Annotated in this window: 17 protein-coding genes; 8 read left to right on the top strand and 9 right to left on the bottom strand. The window is 70.9% G+C overall.

All coding sequences use genetic code 11. The features are described 5' to 3' along the window. Nucleotides 1-24: 24 nt before the first annotated feature. From QTI45_RS13920 to QTI45_RS13900, 5 genes are all read right to left on the bottom strand, one after another. On the bottom strand, nucleotides 25-1,332 hold the full coding sequence (locus QTI45_RS13920) for a TRAP transporter large permease (RefSeq protein ID WP_286654755.1): 1,308 nt from the start codon (nucleotides 1,330-1,332) through the stop codon (nucleotides 25-27). Then, nucleotides 1,329-1,964: a TRAP transporter small permease subunit gene (locus QTI45_RS13915; protein WP_286654754.1), complete on the bottom strand. Its 636-nt coding sequence runs from the start codon at nucleotides 1,962-1,964 to the stop codon at nucleotides 1,329-1,331. Before QTI45_RS13915 ends, QTI45_RS13920 begins: the two co-directional genes overlap by 4 nt. Nucleotides 1,965-2,134: 170 nt before the next feature. Then, complete coding sequence (locus QTI45_RS13910) at nucleotides 2,135-2,962, bottom strand: IclR family transcriptional regulator (RefSeq protein WP_286654753.1); 828 nt, start codon at nucleotides 2,960-2,962, stop codon at nucleotides 2,135-2,137. Nucleotides 2,963-2,975: 13 nt separating this feature from the next. Beyond that, a complete protein-coding gene (locus tag QTI45_RS13905; protein ID WP_286654752.1) occupies nucleotides 2,976-3,779 on the bottom strand; it encodes a transporter substrate-binding domain-containing protein in 804 nt (267 codons plus the stop codon). After that, complete coding sequence (locus tag QTI45_RS13900) at nucleotides 3,776-4,528, bottom strand: GntR family transcriptional regulator (RefSeq protein WP_286654751.1); 753 nt, start codon at nucleotides 4,526-4,528, stop codon at nucleotides 3,776-3,778. Before QTI45_RS13900 ends, QTI45_RS13905 begins: the two co-directional genes overlap by 4 nt. Before the next feature lie 103 nt (nucleotides 4,529-4,631). On the opposite strand from QTI45_RS13900, the gene QTI45_RS13895 reads away from it, so the two are divergent. From QTI45_RS13895 to QTI45_RS13880, 4 genes are all read left to right on the top strand, one after another. Continuing rightward, complete coding sequence (locus QTI45_RS13895; protein WP_286654750.1) at nucleotides 4,632-5,585, top strand: hypothetical protein; 954 nt, start codon at nucleotides 4,632-4,634, stop codon at nucleotides 5,583-5,585. Nucleotides 5,586-5,676: 91 nt separating this feature from the next. Continuing rightward, nucleotides 5,677-5,991, top strand: a complete 315-nt coding sequence (locus tag QTI45_RS13890) for an ArsR/SmtB family transcription factor (protein WP_286373344.1) — start codon at nucleotides 5,677-5,679, stop codon at nucleotides 5,989-5,991. 2 nt (nucleotides 5,992-5,993) lie between these two features. Further along, a complete protein-coding gene (locus tag QTI45_RS13885; RefSeq protein ID WP_286373343.1) occupies nucleotides 5,994-6,458 on the top strand; it encodes an SRPBCC family protein in 465 nt (154 codons plus the stop codon). 26 nt (nucleotides 6,459-6,484) lie between these two features. Further along, nucleotides 6,485-6,901 carry a GFA family protein gene (locus QTI45_RS13880; protein ID WP_286654749.1) on the top strand — a complete coding sequence of 139 codons (417 nt, stop codon included), beginning with the start codon at nucleotides 6,485-6,487 and terminating at the stop codon, nucleotides 6,899-6,901. On the opposite strand, the gene QTI45_RS13875 is transcribed toward QTI45_RS13880, so the two are convergent. Next, nucleotides 6,898-7,362, bottom strand: a complete 465-nt coding sequence (locus QTI45_RS13875) for a guanylate cyclase (protein ID WP_286654748.1) — start codon at nucleotides 7,360-7,362, stop codon at nucleotides 6,898-6,900. The genes QTI45_RS13880 and QTI45_RS13875 overlap by 4 nt on opposite strands. A gap of 17 nt (nucleotides 7,363-7,379) precedes the next feature. Further along, complete coding sequence (locus tag QTI45_RS13870; RefSeq protein ID WP_286654747.1) at nucleotides 7,380-8,051, bottom strand: hypothetical protein; 672 nt, start codon at nucleotides 8,049-8,051, stop codon at nucleotides 7,380-7,382. Nucleotides 8,052-8,167: 116 nt separating this feature from the next. Here QTI45_RS13870 and QTI45_RS13865 point away from each other — a divergent pair, with 116 nt between their 5' ends. Both QTI45_RS13865 and QTI45_RS13860 read left to right on the top strand, forming a co-directional pair. Further along, complete coding sequence (locus QTI45_RS13865) at nucleotides 8,168-11,338, top strand: adenylate/guanylate cyclase domain-containing protein (protein ID WP_286654746.1); 3,171 nt, start codon at nucleotides 8,168-8,170, stop codon at nucleotides 11,336-11,338. Between the two features lie 23 nt (nucleotides 11,339-11,361). Further along, nucleotides 11,362-12,015, top strand: coding sequence for a peroxiredoxin family protein (locus QTI45_RS13860; RefSeq protein ID WP_286373338.1), 654 nt, complete (start codon nucleotides 11,362-11,364; stop codon nucleotides 12,013-12,015). 10 nt (nucleotides 12,016-12,025) lie between these two features. Here QTI45_RS13860 and QTI45_RS13855 read toward each other — a convergent pair whose 3' ends face one another. Together QTI45_RS13855 and QTI45_RS13850 are read right to left on the bottom strand one after the other, a co-directional pair. After that, nucleotides 12,026-12,727: a Crp/Fnr family transcriptional regulator gene (locus tag QTI45_RS13855; protein ID WP_286373337.1), complete on the bottom strand. Its 702-nt coding sequence runs from the start codon at nucleotides 12,725-12,727 to the stop codon at nucleotides 12,026-12,028. 60 nt (nucleotides 12,728-12,787) lie between these two features. Further along, nucleotides 12,788-13,540 carry a sulfite exporter TauE/SafE family protein gene (locus QTI45_RS13850; protein WP_286654745.1) on the bottom strand — a complete coding sequence of 251 codons (753 nt, stop codon included), beginning with the start codon at nucleotides 13,538-13,540 and terminating at the stop codon, nucleotides 12,788-12,790. Between the two features lie 95 nt (nucleotides 13,541-13,635). Here QTI45_RS13850 and QTI45_RS13845 point away from each other — a divergent pair, with 95 nt between their 5' ends. Both QTI45_RS13845 and QTI45_RS13840 read left to right on the top strand, forming a co-directional pair. Beyond that, nucleotides 13,636-14,529: a LysR family transcriptional regulator gene (locus tag QTI45_RS13845; RefSeq protein ID WP_286654744.1), complete on the top strand. Its 894-nt coding sequence runs from the start codon at nucleotides 13,636-13,638 to the stop codon at nucleotides 14,527-14,529. 7 nt (nucleotides 14,530-14,536) lie between these two features. Then, nucleotides 14,537-15,745 (top strand): M20 family metallopeptidase, encoded by a 1,209-nt coding sequence (locus QTI45_RS13840; protein ID WP_286654743.1) that lies wholly within the window; start codon nucleotides 14,537-14,539, stop codon nucleotides 15,743-15,745. Nucleotides 15,746-15,800 lie beyond the last annotated feature (55 nt).

Below are 15,800 nucleotides of genomic sequence, written 5' to 3'. Positions count from 1 at the left end.
AATCGGGATTGCGCAGCGCCGCCCTCACTTGCCGAACATGAGGTTCGGCAGGTAGGTGGCGATCGAGGGGTTGTGGATCAGGATCGCGGTCATCACGATCATGGCGGCGAAGAAGGGCAAGGTGCCCTGGAACACGTCGTTGATGGAGCCCTCGCCCCGCACCCCCTGGATGACGTAGAGCGTCATGCCGATGGGCGGGCTGATGAGCGATATCTCGCACATCAGCACCATGAAGACGCCGAAGAACACCGGGTCGATGCCCGCCGCCTGGATGATCGGAAACACCACCGGCAGCGTGCCGACCAGCATCGGCATCGTCTCGAGCGCGATGCCCAGCACGAGGTACAGCACCGCCAGCATCCACAGCAGCATGATCGGCGAGACCTCGGCCGACTTGATGAGGTTCGCGAGCGCCTGCGGCACGCCCAGCATCGAGAGCACGAAGTTCAGGTACAGCGCCGCCACCAGGATCAGCGCCGTCATCGCGGTGAGCCGCATGGTCGAGCGGAAGCACTCGTGCAGCATCGCGATGTTCAGCTTGCGGTAGCCGGCCGCGATGGGCAGGCAGACGATCACGCCCAGCGCGGCGCTTTCGGTGACGGTGGCCCAGCCCGTGTAGATGCCGCCCATCACCACCGCGAACACGGCCAGCGGGCCGAGCAGGTGCACCGAATGACGCAGCTTCTCCATCAGCGGCGTGCGGGCCTCGCGGGTGCCCGCGACCGAGGGACGCCAGACGCAGATCGCCAGGATGGTGAGCAGGAACAGCACCGTCATGATCGCGCCGGGCAGGATGCCGGCCATGTACAGCCGCGCGGCCGAGGTGTTGGTCATCGAGCCGTAGATGATGAAGGCCACGCCCGGCGGGATCAGGTTGCCCAGGCTGGCGCCAGCGGCGATGGTGCCGAGCACCATGCGCTGGTCGTACTTGCGGTTCCTGAAGGCCGGCAGCGCCACCGTGGAGATCGTCGCCGCGGTCGCGACCGAGGAGCCCGACACGGCCGAGAACAGCGCCGATGCACCGATGTTGGTGTGCAGCAGTCCGCCCGGCATGCGGTTGAGCCACTGGCCGAGCGACTGGTACATCTTGTCGGTCGCGCCGCCCCGCATCAGGATCTCGCCGAGCAGGATGTACAGCGGGATCGACAGCAGCAGGTAGTCCTCGCCCGCGGCCCAGAGCTGCTCGCCCACGGCGTTGATCGCCGGCATGCCGAAATGCAGCATCGCGCCGAGCAGGCCGACCACCAGCATCGTCGTCGCGACGTGGAAGCCGATGAACATCAGGCCCAGCATGATCGCGAGGCCGGCCAGGATCTCCAAGGGGCCGATCATGATGCGGCTCCTGCGGCGGCGGCGTGCGGCGCCGACGGCGGCGCCTTGAGCTGCACCTCGGTCTCGGCCTCGATCTCCTCCTCGATCGTCTGCGGGCCGAAGCGCTCGTTGAGCTCGCCGGTCTGGCGCCCGGCGAACAGCCGCAGCGCATCGAAGGCCGCCCAGGCCGCGACCAGCGCGAACATCAGGTAGCCGCCCAGCCAGATCGATTGCGGGATCCACATCGGCGTGGCCAGCGGCGTGGCCGCCGTGCTTTGCAGCTCGATGCTCTCGACCACCACGTTGAAGCCGCGCCACAGGCACAGCAGCGACAACGCCGCCAGGCTCACCATGGCGAGCATGTTGAGCAGCGCACGGGTGCCCACCGGGAAGCGCGACAGCAGGAAGTCGACCCGCGTGTGGCTGCGCGTGATGAGCGTGTAGGCGAAGCCGAACGCGCCGACGATGCCGTAGGTGTAGGAGCCGATCTCGTCGATGCCCTGGAGGCTGAACGAGAACACCTTGCGGCCGAGCATCTCGACGCAGGTCAGCACCGACAGCGCGATCAGCCACCAGCCGCAGGCGATCACGGTCCAGTCGCAGACCCGCGTCAGCGTGCGGCTGATGCCGTGCTGTGGAAGCAGTGTTTTCATGGTCTTGTCTGCAGGCAGATGCGGTTGGAAGTGCATGCATTGGAGCCTGCATCGCGCGCGCGTTGCGGACTATTCCGCTGCGCGGGACAAGCGGCAAAAGGCCTTTGGAATCAATCACTTGGCGCCTTGCGCCGGTGGAAGGCCGGGGCCGGAACAGGCGGCAGCCGGCCTCAGCGCGGGCGGCCGCCGTAGGCGGCGCTGATCTCGTCGGCGGCCGCGCGCACCGCAGTGCCCAGCCGATCGAAATCGGCACTCCGGATGCGCTGTGTCGGGCCGACCAGAGAGATCGCGCCGAAGGGCTGCGCATGCTCGTCGCGGATCGCGGCGGCGATGCACCGCAGGCCGACCGCGTTCTGCTCGTCGTCGATCGCGTGGCCCGCCCGGCGCACTTCGCCGAGCGTCTCGTGCAGCCGCGAGGCCCGCGCGATGGTGTTGGTGGTGAGCTTCGGCAGGCCGTAGGCGCGCAGGTACTGCAGCACGTCGTCCTCGGTCATGGCCGCCAGGATCGACTGCCCCATCGCGGTGCCATGCAGTGGTGCACGAAAGCCGGGCTTGCCGATGGCGCGCATCGTCTCGCGGCTTTCGACCTGCGTCACGAAGACGATGTCGCCGAGGTCGGCAAGGCCCAGGTTGATGCTCTCGCCGGTGCTGTCGCGCAGGCGGCGCATCACGGGCAGCGCGAGCTGCGCGATGCGGCGGCGCCGCGCGAACGCCGAGCCGACCGAGAAGCAGCGCACCCCCACGTACCAGAGGCTGGTCTCGCGATCGAACTGGACGAACTGCCGCTGCTCGAGCGTCGTCAGCAGCCGGTGCGCGGTGGACGACGAGAGCCCGCTGTGCGCCGCGATGTCGACCAGGCGATAGCCTTCGTCGTCGTCGGCGAGCAGCTCCAGCAGCTGCATGGCGCGGGTCAGCGACTGCACGGTGCTGTCGCTGTCGCGGTCGATGCGGGTCACCTTGGTGGTCTTGCCGGAAGGGCGCGGCGAGCTGGCTGTCATGGCGACCGGCTCCTCACTGGGGCAGGTCGCCGGTCGGGCGGCCGAGCCACTTGACCGAGAGCTTGTCGAGCTCGCCGCTCTTGCCGGCTTCCGCCAGGATCTCGTTGACCCGCGCGCGCAGCTTGTCCTCGCCCTTGGCGACGCCGACGAAGTTGGGCGAGTCCTTGAGCACGAACTTGTATTCGGCGCCCAGCTGCGGGTTCTTGCTCATCATGGCCGAGGCCACTTGCGCGCTGGTGGCGACCAGCTGGGTCTGGCCGGCGACGAAGGCGGAGATCGTCGTGTTGTTGTCTTCGAAGCGGCGCAGCTCGGTCGACGGCGGTGCGACCTTGGTCAGCTCGGCGTCGTCGACCGAGCCGCGCGTGACGGCGATCGACTTGCCCGCGAGATCGGCGGGTGACTTGAGTGCGATCGCCTTCGGCCCGAACACGCCGATGAAGAAGGGCGAGTAGGCGATCGAGAAGTCGATGACCTTCTCGCGCTCGGGATTCTTGCCGAGGGTCGAGATCACGAGATCCGCCTTCCGGGTCTGCAGGTAGGGGATGCGGTTGGCGGTGGTCACGGGCAGCAGCTCGGCCTTCACGCCGAGCTTGGCCGCGATGTAGCGCGCCATGTCGATGTCCAGGCCCTGCGGCGCGAGGTCGGTGCCCACCGAGCCGTAGGGCGGAAAGTCGGTCGGGATGGCGACGCGAAGGGTCTTGGTCCTGAGCACCTCGTCGAGGGCAGTCTGCGCTGAGGCGGTGCCGGCGGCAGCCAGGATCAGCGCGGTCGACAGGCCGATGGAGGCGCGGGTGAGCAAGCGGGTCGGGAAAGTCATCTTGTGGCTCCGAAGGGGACGTGGCGTTTGGAATGGGATGTGCGGACTTGCGTCGGCAGGCTTGTATGCAAGTTGGATGCCATCTGATCGACAGGCCGCAGCGCCTGCCGGAGCTGTTCGACCGGATCCGTCTCCACCGGCATCGGAAGCTTGGTCTCCCAGGTCTCGAGGTGATGGGCCATCCGGCTTTCGGCCAGAGGCATGTCGCCCGCCTCCAGCGCCTCCACGATTGCCGCGTGTTCCCGGCACGACCGGTGCGCGTCGTGCGCCGACTGCAAGCGCATGGCCACCAGGGTGGTGCGCGCAGTCAGGTCGCGCAGCGACTCCGCGAGGATGCCGTTGCCCAGGCACTCCGCCAGGCACACATGGAAGTCGCCCAGCAGGAAGCTCCGCGCGCCCGGATCGCTGGCATCGAGCGCGGCGCGCTGCCGGGCGAGGTGCTCGCGGAGCCTGCGCAGCGCGGCCGCGTCGGGCCGGCGGCGACGCAGCAGGCCGGTCTCGATCACCAGCCGGGCTTCGAAAGCCTCGCGGGCCTCCTCCTTCGACAGCTCGACGACGAACCAGCCCCGGCGTGCGCTCACCACCACGATGCCGCGCACGGCCAGGGCGGTGAGCGCCTCCCGCACCAGCGTCCGGCTGCAGCCGAACACGGTCGCGAGCTGCTGCTCGCCCAGCCGGGCACCGGGAACAAGTCGCCTGGCGAGGATCGATTCGATGATGCGGGCGCTGATTTCCGTGGGCGTTGTCATGCTTCGCTGAGCGAGCAGTTTCCATGCCCGAGGTATGCAAGACGGCCGCCCTGTGCTGCCGTGGCCTGCAACTTGCGTGGACTGCCGCACTCCAGGAGGTCACATGGCTTCAACATTCATCAAGGCCGCCGAGGTCTGGTTGCCCAGCGCCGACGGCTCTCTCCTCGAGTTCGGCGGCGGTGCGTACGGCCCGGCGAAGAGACTGGCTGCCGCCAGCCGCGAGCTGTGCTGGGGTCGCGGCGAGGGCTTGCCGGGCCATGCCTGGGATGAAGGCAGGCCGGTGCTCCTGGGCCGCTTCGAAGGATCGTATTTCCGCCGCACGGAAGCCGCGCACGCCGCCGGCCTGAGCTGCGCGGTCGCCTGGCCGCTGTGGCTGAACGATCGCCTGACCTCGGTGCTCGTGATCTTCTGCGGTCACGATGCCGCCACCGCCTGCGGGCTCGAGCTCTGGCACCACGACGCGCACACCGGCGAGGACATGACGCTGGTCGACGGTGCCTATGGCAGCAATGCCCAAGGCTTCGAAGCCATCTCGCGCCAGACCCGCCTGCCGCGCGGGGTGGGTCTCCCGGGCCAGGCCTGGGAGCGCGGCGAAGCCGTATTCCTGGAAGACCTGCCGCTGTCCGCCGATCGCTTCGTGCGCGCCGGAGAGGCCGCCGCCGCGGGTCTGCTGCGTGGCCTCGCGATCCCCGTCGCCGCCCAGCGGACGATCGACCACGCCGTGACCTTTCTCGCCGGTCCGGCGCTGCCGCTGGCCCGCCGCATCGAGCGCTGGGTCCTCGATGCGACGGCAGCCCGGCTGCGGCGGGTCTACGCCTTCAGCGAACTGCACGGCGGCGCCTCGCTCGCGGAGGCGACGCTGCCCTTCTCGGCGCTCGCGCCTGCGGGTGCCATTGCCAGCGCCTGCGCGAGCGGCGCGCCGGCCATCAGCGACTGGCCCGCCGCGGAGCCCGGCGCCTCCGCTGCCGCGGCGACGGCGATCGGAAGCTGGGCGCTGCTGGCGATACCGGTGCTGCGCGAGGGCTCGGTGGTCGAGATCCTGGCGCTCTATCTGTAGGCGTGCAGGCGTGCAGGCGCCATCGGCCGATGTGCCGCTTGACATGCAGGTATTTACCTGCATATCATCCGCTCCCGCATGAACGCAACCGATGGACGCTGACAAGATCTTCAAGGCGCTGGCCGACCCGACACGCAGACAGCTGCTCGACCTGCTGTACGAGAACAACGGGCAGACGCTGGGCCAGCTCTGCGAGCACCTGGACATGACGCGGCAATCGGCGACGCAGCACATCGGGCTGCTGGAGGCGGCCAATCTGGTCAGCACCGTCTGGCGCGGCCGGGAGAAGCTGCATTTCATCAACCCGGTGCCGCTGCACGAGGTCTACGAGCGGTGGGTGCGGAAATTCGAACGCCAGCGGCTCAGCCTGCTGCACGACCTGAAGCAAGAACTCGAAGGAGAGTGACGATGAACCCGCAGAAGACCAGCTTCGTCTACGTGACCTACATCCGCTCGACGCCGGACAAGGTGTTCGAAGCCATCACCCGGCCGGAGATCGCGCGGCGCTACTGGGGCCACGAGAACGTCTCCGACTGGCAGCCCGGATCGGGCTGGGAGCATGTGCGTGCCGATGCGCAGCGCACGGTGCAGCTGGTCGGCAAGGTGGTCGAGGTCTCGCCGCCGACGCGCCTGGTCATCACCTGGGCGAACGCCTCGCAGGCCGCCGATCCGGCCAGCTACAGCCGCGTCTGCTTCGACATCGCGGCCTACGAGGACATGGTGCGGCTGACCGTCACCCACGACGAACTCGAGGCCGGCAGCGGGATGGCCAAGGGCATCCAGCAGGGCTGGCCGATCGTGCTTTCCAGCCTCAAGTCGCTGCTCGAGACGGGACAGGGCATCGACGTCTTCGCCAAGCCCAAGGCGGCCTGATCGACGGCCCGAACCAGGAGACCTCCATGACCCAGTCCTACACGGGCGGATGCGCCTGCGGCACGATCCGCTACGCCACCCCGCACGCGCCCCTCTTCCAGAACCACTGCCAGTGCCGCGACTGCCAGCGGCGAAGCGGCACCGGACACGGCTCCTGGCTGACCTTTGCTGCGCGCGCCGAGATGGCGATCACCGGCGAGGCGACGCAGTGGGAGGTGGCGGGCGACAGCGGCAACCTGAAGGTCCACGCCTTCTGTCCGGTCTGCGGAACGCCGGTCTTCCTGCGCTTTGCCGCGATGCCGGAGCTGATCGCGGTCCCGGCGGGAAGCCTGGACGACCCGGGCCGCTTCGCGCCGCAGGTACTCACCTACAGCATGCGCGGACTGGCGTGGGACGCCATCGATCCCTCGCTGCAGGCCTTCGAGCGAATGCCGGCCGGCTAGGCTGCCGGCGGCGGCAGGTACTCCGGCAGCACTCGCCCGGCGCGCTGGAGCAGGTCGAACTCCTCGTCGGCCAGCCCGTGCGCGACCACATCGAAATGGCACAGCGTGCCGATCAGCGCACCCGCTGCGTCGGTCAGCGGAACGCCGTGGTAGCTGACCATCACGCCCTGGTACGGATGGCCGTCGAGCCGGGAGTCGCCGCCCGAATCGCTGGTCTGGAATGCGCCGTCGCGCAGGACGAACTGGCAGAAGCTGACTTCGAAGGGCACGACCGCGAGGAACTCCGGCCGGGTCTCGTGCTTCTTGTCGTGCAGGAAGATGTTCCGCAGCATGCCGCCGTCGACGCGGTAGATGGCCGAGTAGCGATGCGGCACCGCGTCGTTGAGATAGGCCAGCGCTGCTTCCGGTCCCTGGCTTGCCAGCATGCGCGAGAAGGTCTGGATGTCGCGAGGGGATGTCATGTGCGCACTGTATCGCCTCACGACGTCTCGGGCCCCAGCAGCAGGAAGGCGATGCCGAAGGCCAGCAGGAAGGCGATCGACGCCAGCTTCATCGCGATGCCGAAGGCGCGCAGCCGCCCGATGCCCAGGCGGGTGCGGAACCACTCCGTCTCGACAGCCAGGTACCAGACGACCGCGCTGCTGGTCATCGCGGTGGCGACGATCGGGAAGCCGAGCCGGGCGAAGACCGACGCCACCGACAGCGCCACCACGAACGGCGAGGCGATGAAGCACTGCAGGAAGAAGGGGCGGCGCAGAGTCTTGCGATCGATCTCGCGACGCTGGCGCCGCAGCAGGCCGGACGCCATCATCAGCGGGAAGAGACTGAAGGTGATGGCCCGGAAGATCAGCAGGTTGGCGTCGGAGGACAGCACCTCCTTGGCCACCTCGGAGGTGAAGGGCGCCAGGTTGGCGTGCAGGCCGATCTCCAGCGCATGGGCCAGCAGGATCGACAGCATCAGGAACAGCGGCGGACTGACCAGGTCGATGAACTGGTCCTCCGGCCGCTCGCTCATCTCGGCCTCGGCCTGCGCCGCCAGCGCCAGCGGATGCCGCAGCACGCGCCACAGCGTGCGCGGATAGAACAGCAGCCACGTCATCACCTCGTAGAGCAGTTCTTCGAGCGAGCGGATGAACTTGAGGAATTCCATGGCGGTGGCGGGATCATCGCGGATTTTCCCGATGGCGCCGAGGGCCGATGGCGCCCCGGGGCGCCCCGAGTGGCGCCAGCGCCCGAACTGGCGCAGCATCCGGCTCGGGACTCGCCATGACCATGACCTGTGCAGGCTGCGGCGCCGAGGTGTTGCCCTCCTCTTCCTTCTGCCAGCGCTGCGGCTGCCGGCTGGACGCGCCGCGCCCGCCGCCCGAGCCGGAGCCCGCGGCCGACCGGCGCCAGGTCACGGTGCTGTTCGCCGACCTGACCGGCTTCACGGCCCTGGCCGAGGAGCTCGACCCGGAGACCGTGCGCGCCTTCCAGAACGCGTTGTTCGAGTCGATGGCACAGGCCATCGCACGCTGCGACGGCTTCGTCGAGAAGTTCGTCGGCGACGCGGTGATGGCGGTGTTCGGCGCCCCGCGCGCGCACGAGGACGATCCGCTGCGGGCGCTCGAGGCGGCCCAGGACCTGCTCGAGCGCGTCGGCCGCCTGAGCCTGCAGTGGGCCGCGCGGCTCGGGCGGCCGGTGACGCTGCACATCGGCGTCCACAGCGGCCCGGTGGTCGCCGGCAGCCTGGGCAGCGGCGCCGGCGGCGCCTATGCGGTCACCGGCGACACCGTCAACACCGCCTCGCGGCTGCTCGCGGCCGCGCAGCCGGGCACCGTGCTGGTGTCGGAGGCCACCTGGTCGATGGTGCGGCACCGCTTCGACTTCGAGCCGGCCACCGAGCTGGCGCTGCGCGGCAAGGCGCAGCCGATGCGGGTCCACCGGCTGCGCGGCGCGCGCACCGACGCGGTCTCCGCGCGTGGCCTCGCCGAACTCGGACTGGCGGCGCCGCTGGTCGGCCGCGACGATGCCGTCGAGCGGCTGATCGGCGCTTTCGAGCGCATGCAGGGCGGCCAGGCCCAGCTGGTCAGCATCGTCGGCGAAGCCGGCGCCGGCAAGTCGCGGCTGCTGGCCGAACTGTTCGCAAAGCTGGAAGGCGACAGCCGCCTCGCCGCCACCGGCGTGCGCCGCGCCACCTGCTCCTCGCACGGGGAGCCGACCTACGGCACCTTCGGCACGCTGTTCCGCGAGGTCTACCAAGTCGACGCCGGCGACTCGCTGGAGGTCGCGCGGCACAAGCTGCACCAGGGCTTGCAGGCGCTCGGGGCCGATGCCGAGGAGGTCGACGCGGTTGCCCGGGTGGTGAACCACCTGCTCGGCATCGAGGATGCCGGCCCGCGCGACATCGAGCCCGAGCAGCTGCAGCGCCAGATCACGCTGGCGGCGCGGGCGCTGCTCGAGCGCCGCCTCGCCCGACAGCCGGTGCTGATCGTGATCGACGACCTGCAATGGGCCGATGCGGCATCGGTCGACCTGCTGCGCGAGGTGGTCGACCAGCTGGCCGACCGCCCGCTGATGCTGCTGGCGGCCCAGCGCCCCGACGCGCGCGCCCTGCGACCGGTGCGGGCCGCGCATCTGGTGATCGAGCTGGGCCCGCTGAGCGACCAGGACGCCGCGGCGCTGGTGAGCCACCTGCTGGGCGCCCCGGCCGACGACGGCCTGGCCCCCGTGCGCGATCTGGTGCGCACGCGGGCCGGCGGCAATCCGCTGTTCGTCGAGGAGATCGTGCGCAGCCTGGCCGGCTGCGGGCTGCTGCTGCGCCAGGGCGACCGCTGGATCTGCGAGGCCACCCAGGAGGCGGCGGACGTGCCGCCCACGCTGTACGGCCTGCTGCTGTCGCGCATCGACCGGCTGGCTGCGCAGGACCGGCGGACGCTGCAGGAAGCGGCCGTGCTCGGGGCCGATTTCGATGCCGCGCTGCTGCAGTGCATCGCCACCGACCCGCCGTCGGCCGAAGCCTCGCTGGGCCGGCTGGCCGCCGCCGACCTGATCCGGGCCGAGCCGTCGAATGCGCGCCGCTGGCGCTTCACGCACGCGCTGCTGCACGAGGTCGCCTACCAGAACCTGCTGCTGGCACGGCGCAGCGAACTGCATCAGCGGGCCGGCCGCGCCCTGGAGGAAGCATTCGCGGCGGACCGGCAGCAAGCCGCCGGCGACGAGGCCCGCAACCCGCTTCGCCTGGCCGAGCTGGAGGCGCTCGGCCACCACTGGAGCCTGTCGCCGGACACCCGGCGCGGCGCCCGCTACCTGCTGGCCGCCGGCGACCGCGCGCGGGCCGTCTATGCGAACGACGACGCGATCCGCCACTACGAACGGGCGCTGCGCACGCTGGCCGAAGAGCCGGCGGAGGCGCCGGCGGCGGCGCCCGAGGCAGAGCCGCTGGTGCTCGATGCGCGCGAGCGGCTGGCCGACCTCTACGGGCTGAAGGGACGCCGGGCCGAGGCGCTGGCGCAGTACGACCTGGTGCAGCGCGCCGCCGAGACACGGTGCGACCCGGTACGGGCCGCGCGGGCACTGCGCAAGACCGGCGGCCTGCACTGGGAAGCCGGCGAGCGCGAACGCGCCGGCGCCTGCTTCAGCGCCGGCCTCGAGCGCCTGGGCGCGGACGGCGACCCGATCGAGCGCGCCCATCTGTTCCAGGAGATGGGCCGGCTCGCCTTTCGTGCCGGCGACAGCCCCGCCGCCCTGGCGCTGGCCGAGCGGGCACTGGCCGAGCTGCCCGCCGCCGACGCCCCCGGAAGCGGCCGCGAGGCCACCGTCGTGCGGGCCGAGGCCTGCAACACCCTCGGTGTCGCGCTGGCACGGCTGGGCCGCCCCGCCGAGGCGGTGGCGCAGATCGAGAACAGCGTGGCCCAGGCCGAGGCGCACCAGCTGCTGCAGGCCGCCTGCCGGGGCTACACCAATCTCGGCGTACTATATGCGACGCTCGATCCGCAGCGCAGCATCGAGACCTGCCTGCGCGGCCTGGAGACCGCGCGCAAGGTCGGCGACCTCGGCTTCCAGTCGCGGCTGTATGCCAATCTCGCGGTGGCCTACTGTGCCCTGACCAACCGCTGCGAAGAGGAAGGCATCGAGGCCGCGCGCGCCGCCGCCAGCCTGGACCGGCGGCTCGGCCTGCTCGACCATCTCGCGGTGCCGCTGATCGTGCTGGGGCAGATCTACCAGTGCCACGGCGACCATGCGCGGGCCTTCGCCTCCTACAGCGAAGCCCTGCAGCTGGCCGAGCAGGTGGACGAGCCCCAGCTGCTTTTTCCCTGCTACGATGGATTGGCGACGTTGTATCTCGACGCCGGACGCATCCCACAGGCCGAGGCCTACCTGGCCAAGGCACAAACCGTCTGCGAGCGCGCCGGGCTCGAACCCGACGCCTTGATGGTGCTGCCGTTCCTCTGCTGAACCTGCCCGAAGGAGTCTCGAACATGACCTCCTCGACCATCCCCCCCGTGGCACCGGGCGAAGCCGCCCCCGACTTCGCGCTGCCGGCCGTGGCCGGCCCCGGCACCGTGTCGCTGGCCGACTACCGCGGACGCAGCCCGCTGCTGCTGTCGCTGATGGTCGGCCTGTGGTGCCCGTTCTGCCGGCGCCAGCTGGTGCAGCTCGGCAAGTTCGAGGTCAAGCTCAAGCCGCTCGGCATCGAGAGCCTGGTGGTGCTGGCCACCGACCCCGAGAACGCCAGGCTCTACTTCAAGTTCAGGCCGACCGCGCTGCGGCTGGCCTCCGACCCGGCCCTGTCGACCCACCGGGCCTACCGGGTGCCCAAGCCCGAACCGACGCCCGCCATGCTGCAGGCGATGCAGGAAACCCGCGTCAATCCGACCGGCGAGCTGCCCGAGGCGCTGCCGGTCCCGGCGGCCGCCAAGGCCATCGAGAAGCTCGACGGCTATGTCTGCACGCCCGCCGACCTGGGGGATGTCGACCGGCAATGGCCGCAGCTGAAGGCCCTGTTCATGATCGACCGCGACGGCATCGTGCGCTGGCACGACATCGAGTGCGCCCGCGAAGGGCTGGCCGGCATCGGCAAGCTGCCCTCCGAGGACATGATCCTCGAGGCGGCGCGCGCCTGCGTCGCCTGAACCCGCGCGCTCAGCTCCCCAGCGACGCCGGCCGGCTGGCCTCGACCACCGACTCGAGCCGCTGGCGGTCGGCGATCAGGCGCGAGGTCACCAGGTTGACGACCTGGAAGCCGAAGGCCGGGTTCTGGAAGTACAGCTGCTTGAAGGTGGTTTCGTCGATGCGCAGCACGGTGCAGTCGGTCGCGCAGCGCGCGGTCAGCGTGCGGCGCTTGTCGGGGGCGAAGAAGGCGATCTCCCCGAACAGGCGGCCCTCTTCCATCATCTCGCCGATCTCGACGAACTCGATCCGGCCCGACGCCAGGAAGTAGAGGTGGGTGGCGGCATCGCCCTTGCGGAACAGCACGCGGCCGGCCTTCATGCGCCGGCTGCGCATGTAGGGCCTGAGCCAGACGCCCGACAGGTCGTTCTCGGCCGCCGCCGCGGTGACGCGGCGCGTCAGCCGGACCATCTCCGCGGTGCGCCAGATGTTGATGGGCAGCAGGGCCCCGTGCAGCAGCATCATGATCAGGGACGGGTGCAGCGCGCCATAGACCAGGAAGCCGAGGTTGCCCCCCACCGCCAGGCAGCGCAGCGGGATCATGGTCTTGACGAACGAGCTCACCACCACCAGCGCGCCGGCCACCGCCGCCGAACACACGGCGACGATGCCTGCCGGGGTGGCGATCGACGCCGTGAGAGTCACGATCGCGGTGTCCCACAGTGCCAGTGCCATGCATGCTCCTTGTCTCGGCCGATTCGCCTCGCGCCGATTGTGCGTCGGAGCGCCCGATTCTCAACGCAGCATTTCACGGCCCGCCATGTAGAGCCCCAGCAGTGCCAGACCCAGGAAGAAGCAGCGCCTGAACACGGCCAGCGGCAGCCGCTGCCGCAGATGCTGGCCGAGCGACATGCCGGCCAGCGCGGGCACCAGCATGGCCAGCGAGGCGCCGGCCCACGGCGCCGAATAGCCGCCCTGCCCCGCCAGCGCGATGCCGAGCGCGATGGTGGAGCTCGTGAACGACAGCCCCATCGCCTGGATCAACTGGTCGCGAGAAAGGCCCAGCGCCTGCAGGTAGACCACCGCCGGCAGCACGAACACGCCGGTCAGCGCCGTGATCGCGCCGGTGAGCGCGCCCGCGACGGGCCCGAGCCAGGCCTCGTGGCGCGCCGGCAGCGCCAGCGGACGCCCCAGCAGCCCCCAGGCGGCATAGCCGGACAGGGCCAGCCCGAGCGCCAGCATCGCCCCCGGAGCGGAAGCGGCACCAAAGCACCAGGCGCCGAGCAGGGTGCCGGCCCCGATGCCGAGCTGCATGCCGGCCAGGCGGCGCAGCAGGACCCGCACGCCAGCCCAGGGCCGCAGTTGCCACAGGTTGGTCACGAGCGAGGGCACGATCAGCAGCGCGGCCGCGGTCGCCGGCGGCATCCACACGGCCAGCAGCGCCATCGACAGGGTCGGCAGGCCGAGGCCGATGACGCCCTTGACCACGCCCGCCAGCACGAACACGGCCGACACCCCGGCCCACAGCAAAAGATCGGATTCCAGCATCGGCCCAGTGTCGCGGCCGCGGCCGCGCCTGAAAATGCGGATCTCGCGGACCCGGCCTCAGGCGCAGCCTGAGCCTGTCGTGTTAACTTGCTCCCATGCGATTCGACCTCACCGACCTGCGGCTGTTCGAGAACATCGTCGAGGCCGGCAGCATCACCGGCGGCGCCGCGCAGACCCACATGACGCTGGCTTCGGCCAGCCAGCGCGTGCTCGGCATGGAGGCCGGCCTCGGCACGCCGCTGCTGCTGCGATCCCGGCTCGGCGTGCGGCCGACCGAGGCGGGGCGCACGCTGGCCCATCACGCGCGGCTGGTGCTGCAGCAGATGGAGCGCCTGCGCGGCGAGCTCGGCGAGTACGGCGCCGGCCTGCAGGGGCACGTGCGAATGCTGTGCAACACCTCGGCCATGACCGAACACCTGCCCGAGGCGCTGGGGGCCTTCCTGGTGCAGCATCCGCGGGTCTCGGTCGACCTCGAGGAGCAGGCCAGCAGCGACATCGTCGATGCGCTGCGCGCCGGGCTCGGCGATATCGGCATCGTCTCCGACGTGGTGGATGTCGAGGGCCTGCAGCACTTCGTCTTCCGGCCTGACGACCTGGTGCTGGTGCTGCCGCGCGGCCACGCCCTGGCGCGCCGCCGGCGCGTCGGCCTGGCCGAGGTGATCGACTGCAGTTTCGTCGGCCTGCCCGAGGGCAGCCCGCTGCAGGAGCACGTGGCGCTGCACGCGCGCCGCCTCGGCCGCCGGCTGTCCTACCGGGTCCGCGTGCGCAGCTTCGAGGCGGTGTGCCGCATGGTCGAACAGGGCATCGGCGTCGGCATCGTGCCCAAGGCGGCGGCGGACCGCTCGCCTTCGCTGCCGCGCATCCGTGCGGTGCCGATCGCCGAGGCGTGGGCGGCCCGGCAACTGCTGGCCTGCGTGCGGGATGCCGATGCGCTGCCGCTGCACGCGCGCCGCATGCTGAACCACCTGCTGGCTCCAGCAGCATCCTAGCGACGCCATGCCCGATCCCGCGGTTCCCATCGACTCGATCGTCGCCCTGCTCCAGACGCTGGTGCGCACGCCGAGCCGCGCCGGCATCGATGCGCCAGCGCCGGTCGTGCGGCGCATGCAGGACTGGCTGGACGCCCGCGGCCTGGCCTTCCGCCGCCTGCGCGGCGCCGATGGCGAAATCCTCGGCCTCTACGCCGAAGTCGCCGGCAGCCGGCCCGACGGGCCCTGGACCGTGCTCGACGCCACGCTCGACACCGCGGGCTTCGGCGATGCAGCGACCTGGACCGGCGCGTCGGCCACCGATCCGCGCATCGCCGACGGCTGGCTGCACGGGCGCGGCAGCGCCGACTCCAAGGGTGGCGCTGCCCTTTTCGCCCACCTGCTGCAGGACTTCGGCCGCGAGCGGGATCGCTTCGCCGGCCGGCTCGGCGTGCTGTTCGATCTCGACGAGCACTCCGGCCGCTTCGGCGGTGCCCGCGCCTTCTTCGACCAGCCGCACGATGGCGCGCCGCCGCCGCGGCCCGACGGGGTCCTGATCGGCTACCCGGGCATCGAGCGGATCGTCACCGGCGGACGCGGCTTCCTGCGCGCACGGCTCGGAGTGCACGGCATCGCCGCCCACTCCGGCGCCACGCGCCAGCGCGGCCTGAACGCGATCACGCGAGCCGCCGCGCTGGTCCAGGCCCTGGAGGCGGCCCCGCTGCCCGGGACCGACCCGGCCTTCGGCCTGGCGCCCCGCTTGACGCTGACCGGCATCGAGGCCGGGGACGGCGGCTACAGCCAGGTGCCCGACCTCTGCGAGCTGCGCGTCGACCTGCGGCTCACGCCGGACTTCGCCGATGCGCAGGCGCGCGACTGGATGCGGCACACGGTCGATGGTCTGGACGCGGCCTGGGCAGGCGGGGCCGCGACCACGATCGAATGGACCGCCGGCTGGCCGGCCTACCGGGTCCCCGATTCGAACCCGATGGTCGCGGCGCTGCGCGAGGCCAGCCGCGCCGAACTGGGCCACGCGCTGCCGACCGGCGTGGCCGGGCCCTCGAACATCGGCAACTACCTGCACGGCCTGGGGGTGCCGGCGCTGTGCGGCTTCGGGCTGCGCGGCGAGAACATCCACGCCGCCGACGAGCGCATCGCACTCGACAGCATCGGCCCGGTCTACCGGATCTATCGCGACGCGCTGCGCCGGCTGCAGCGCGCGGCACCAGCGGCCTAGCCTGCGCCTTCGGCGCCGACGTCCGCTTGACGCCCGGCTGGTGCACGCACATACT

Origin of the sequence: Variovorax saccharolyticus (assembly GCF_030316765.1) — a bacterium.
GTDB classification, from domain to species: Bacteria; Pseudomonadota; Gammaproteobacteria; order Burkholderiales; family Burkholderiaceae_C; genus Variovorax; species Variovorax saccharolyticus.
This window is presented reverse-complemented; position numbering and strand designations above follow the sequence as displayed.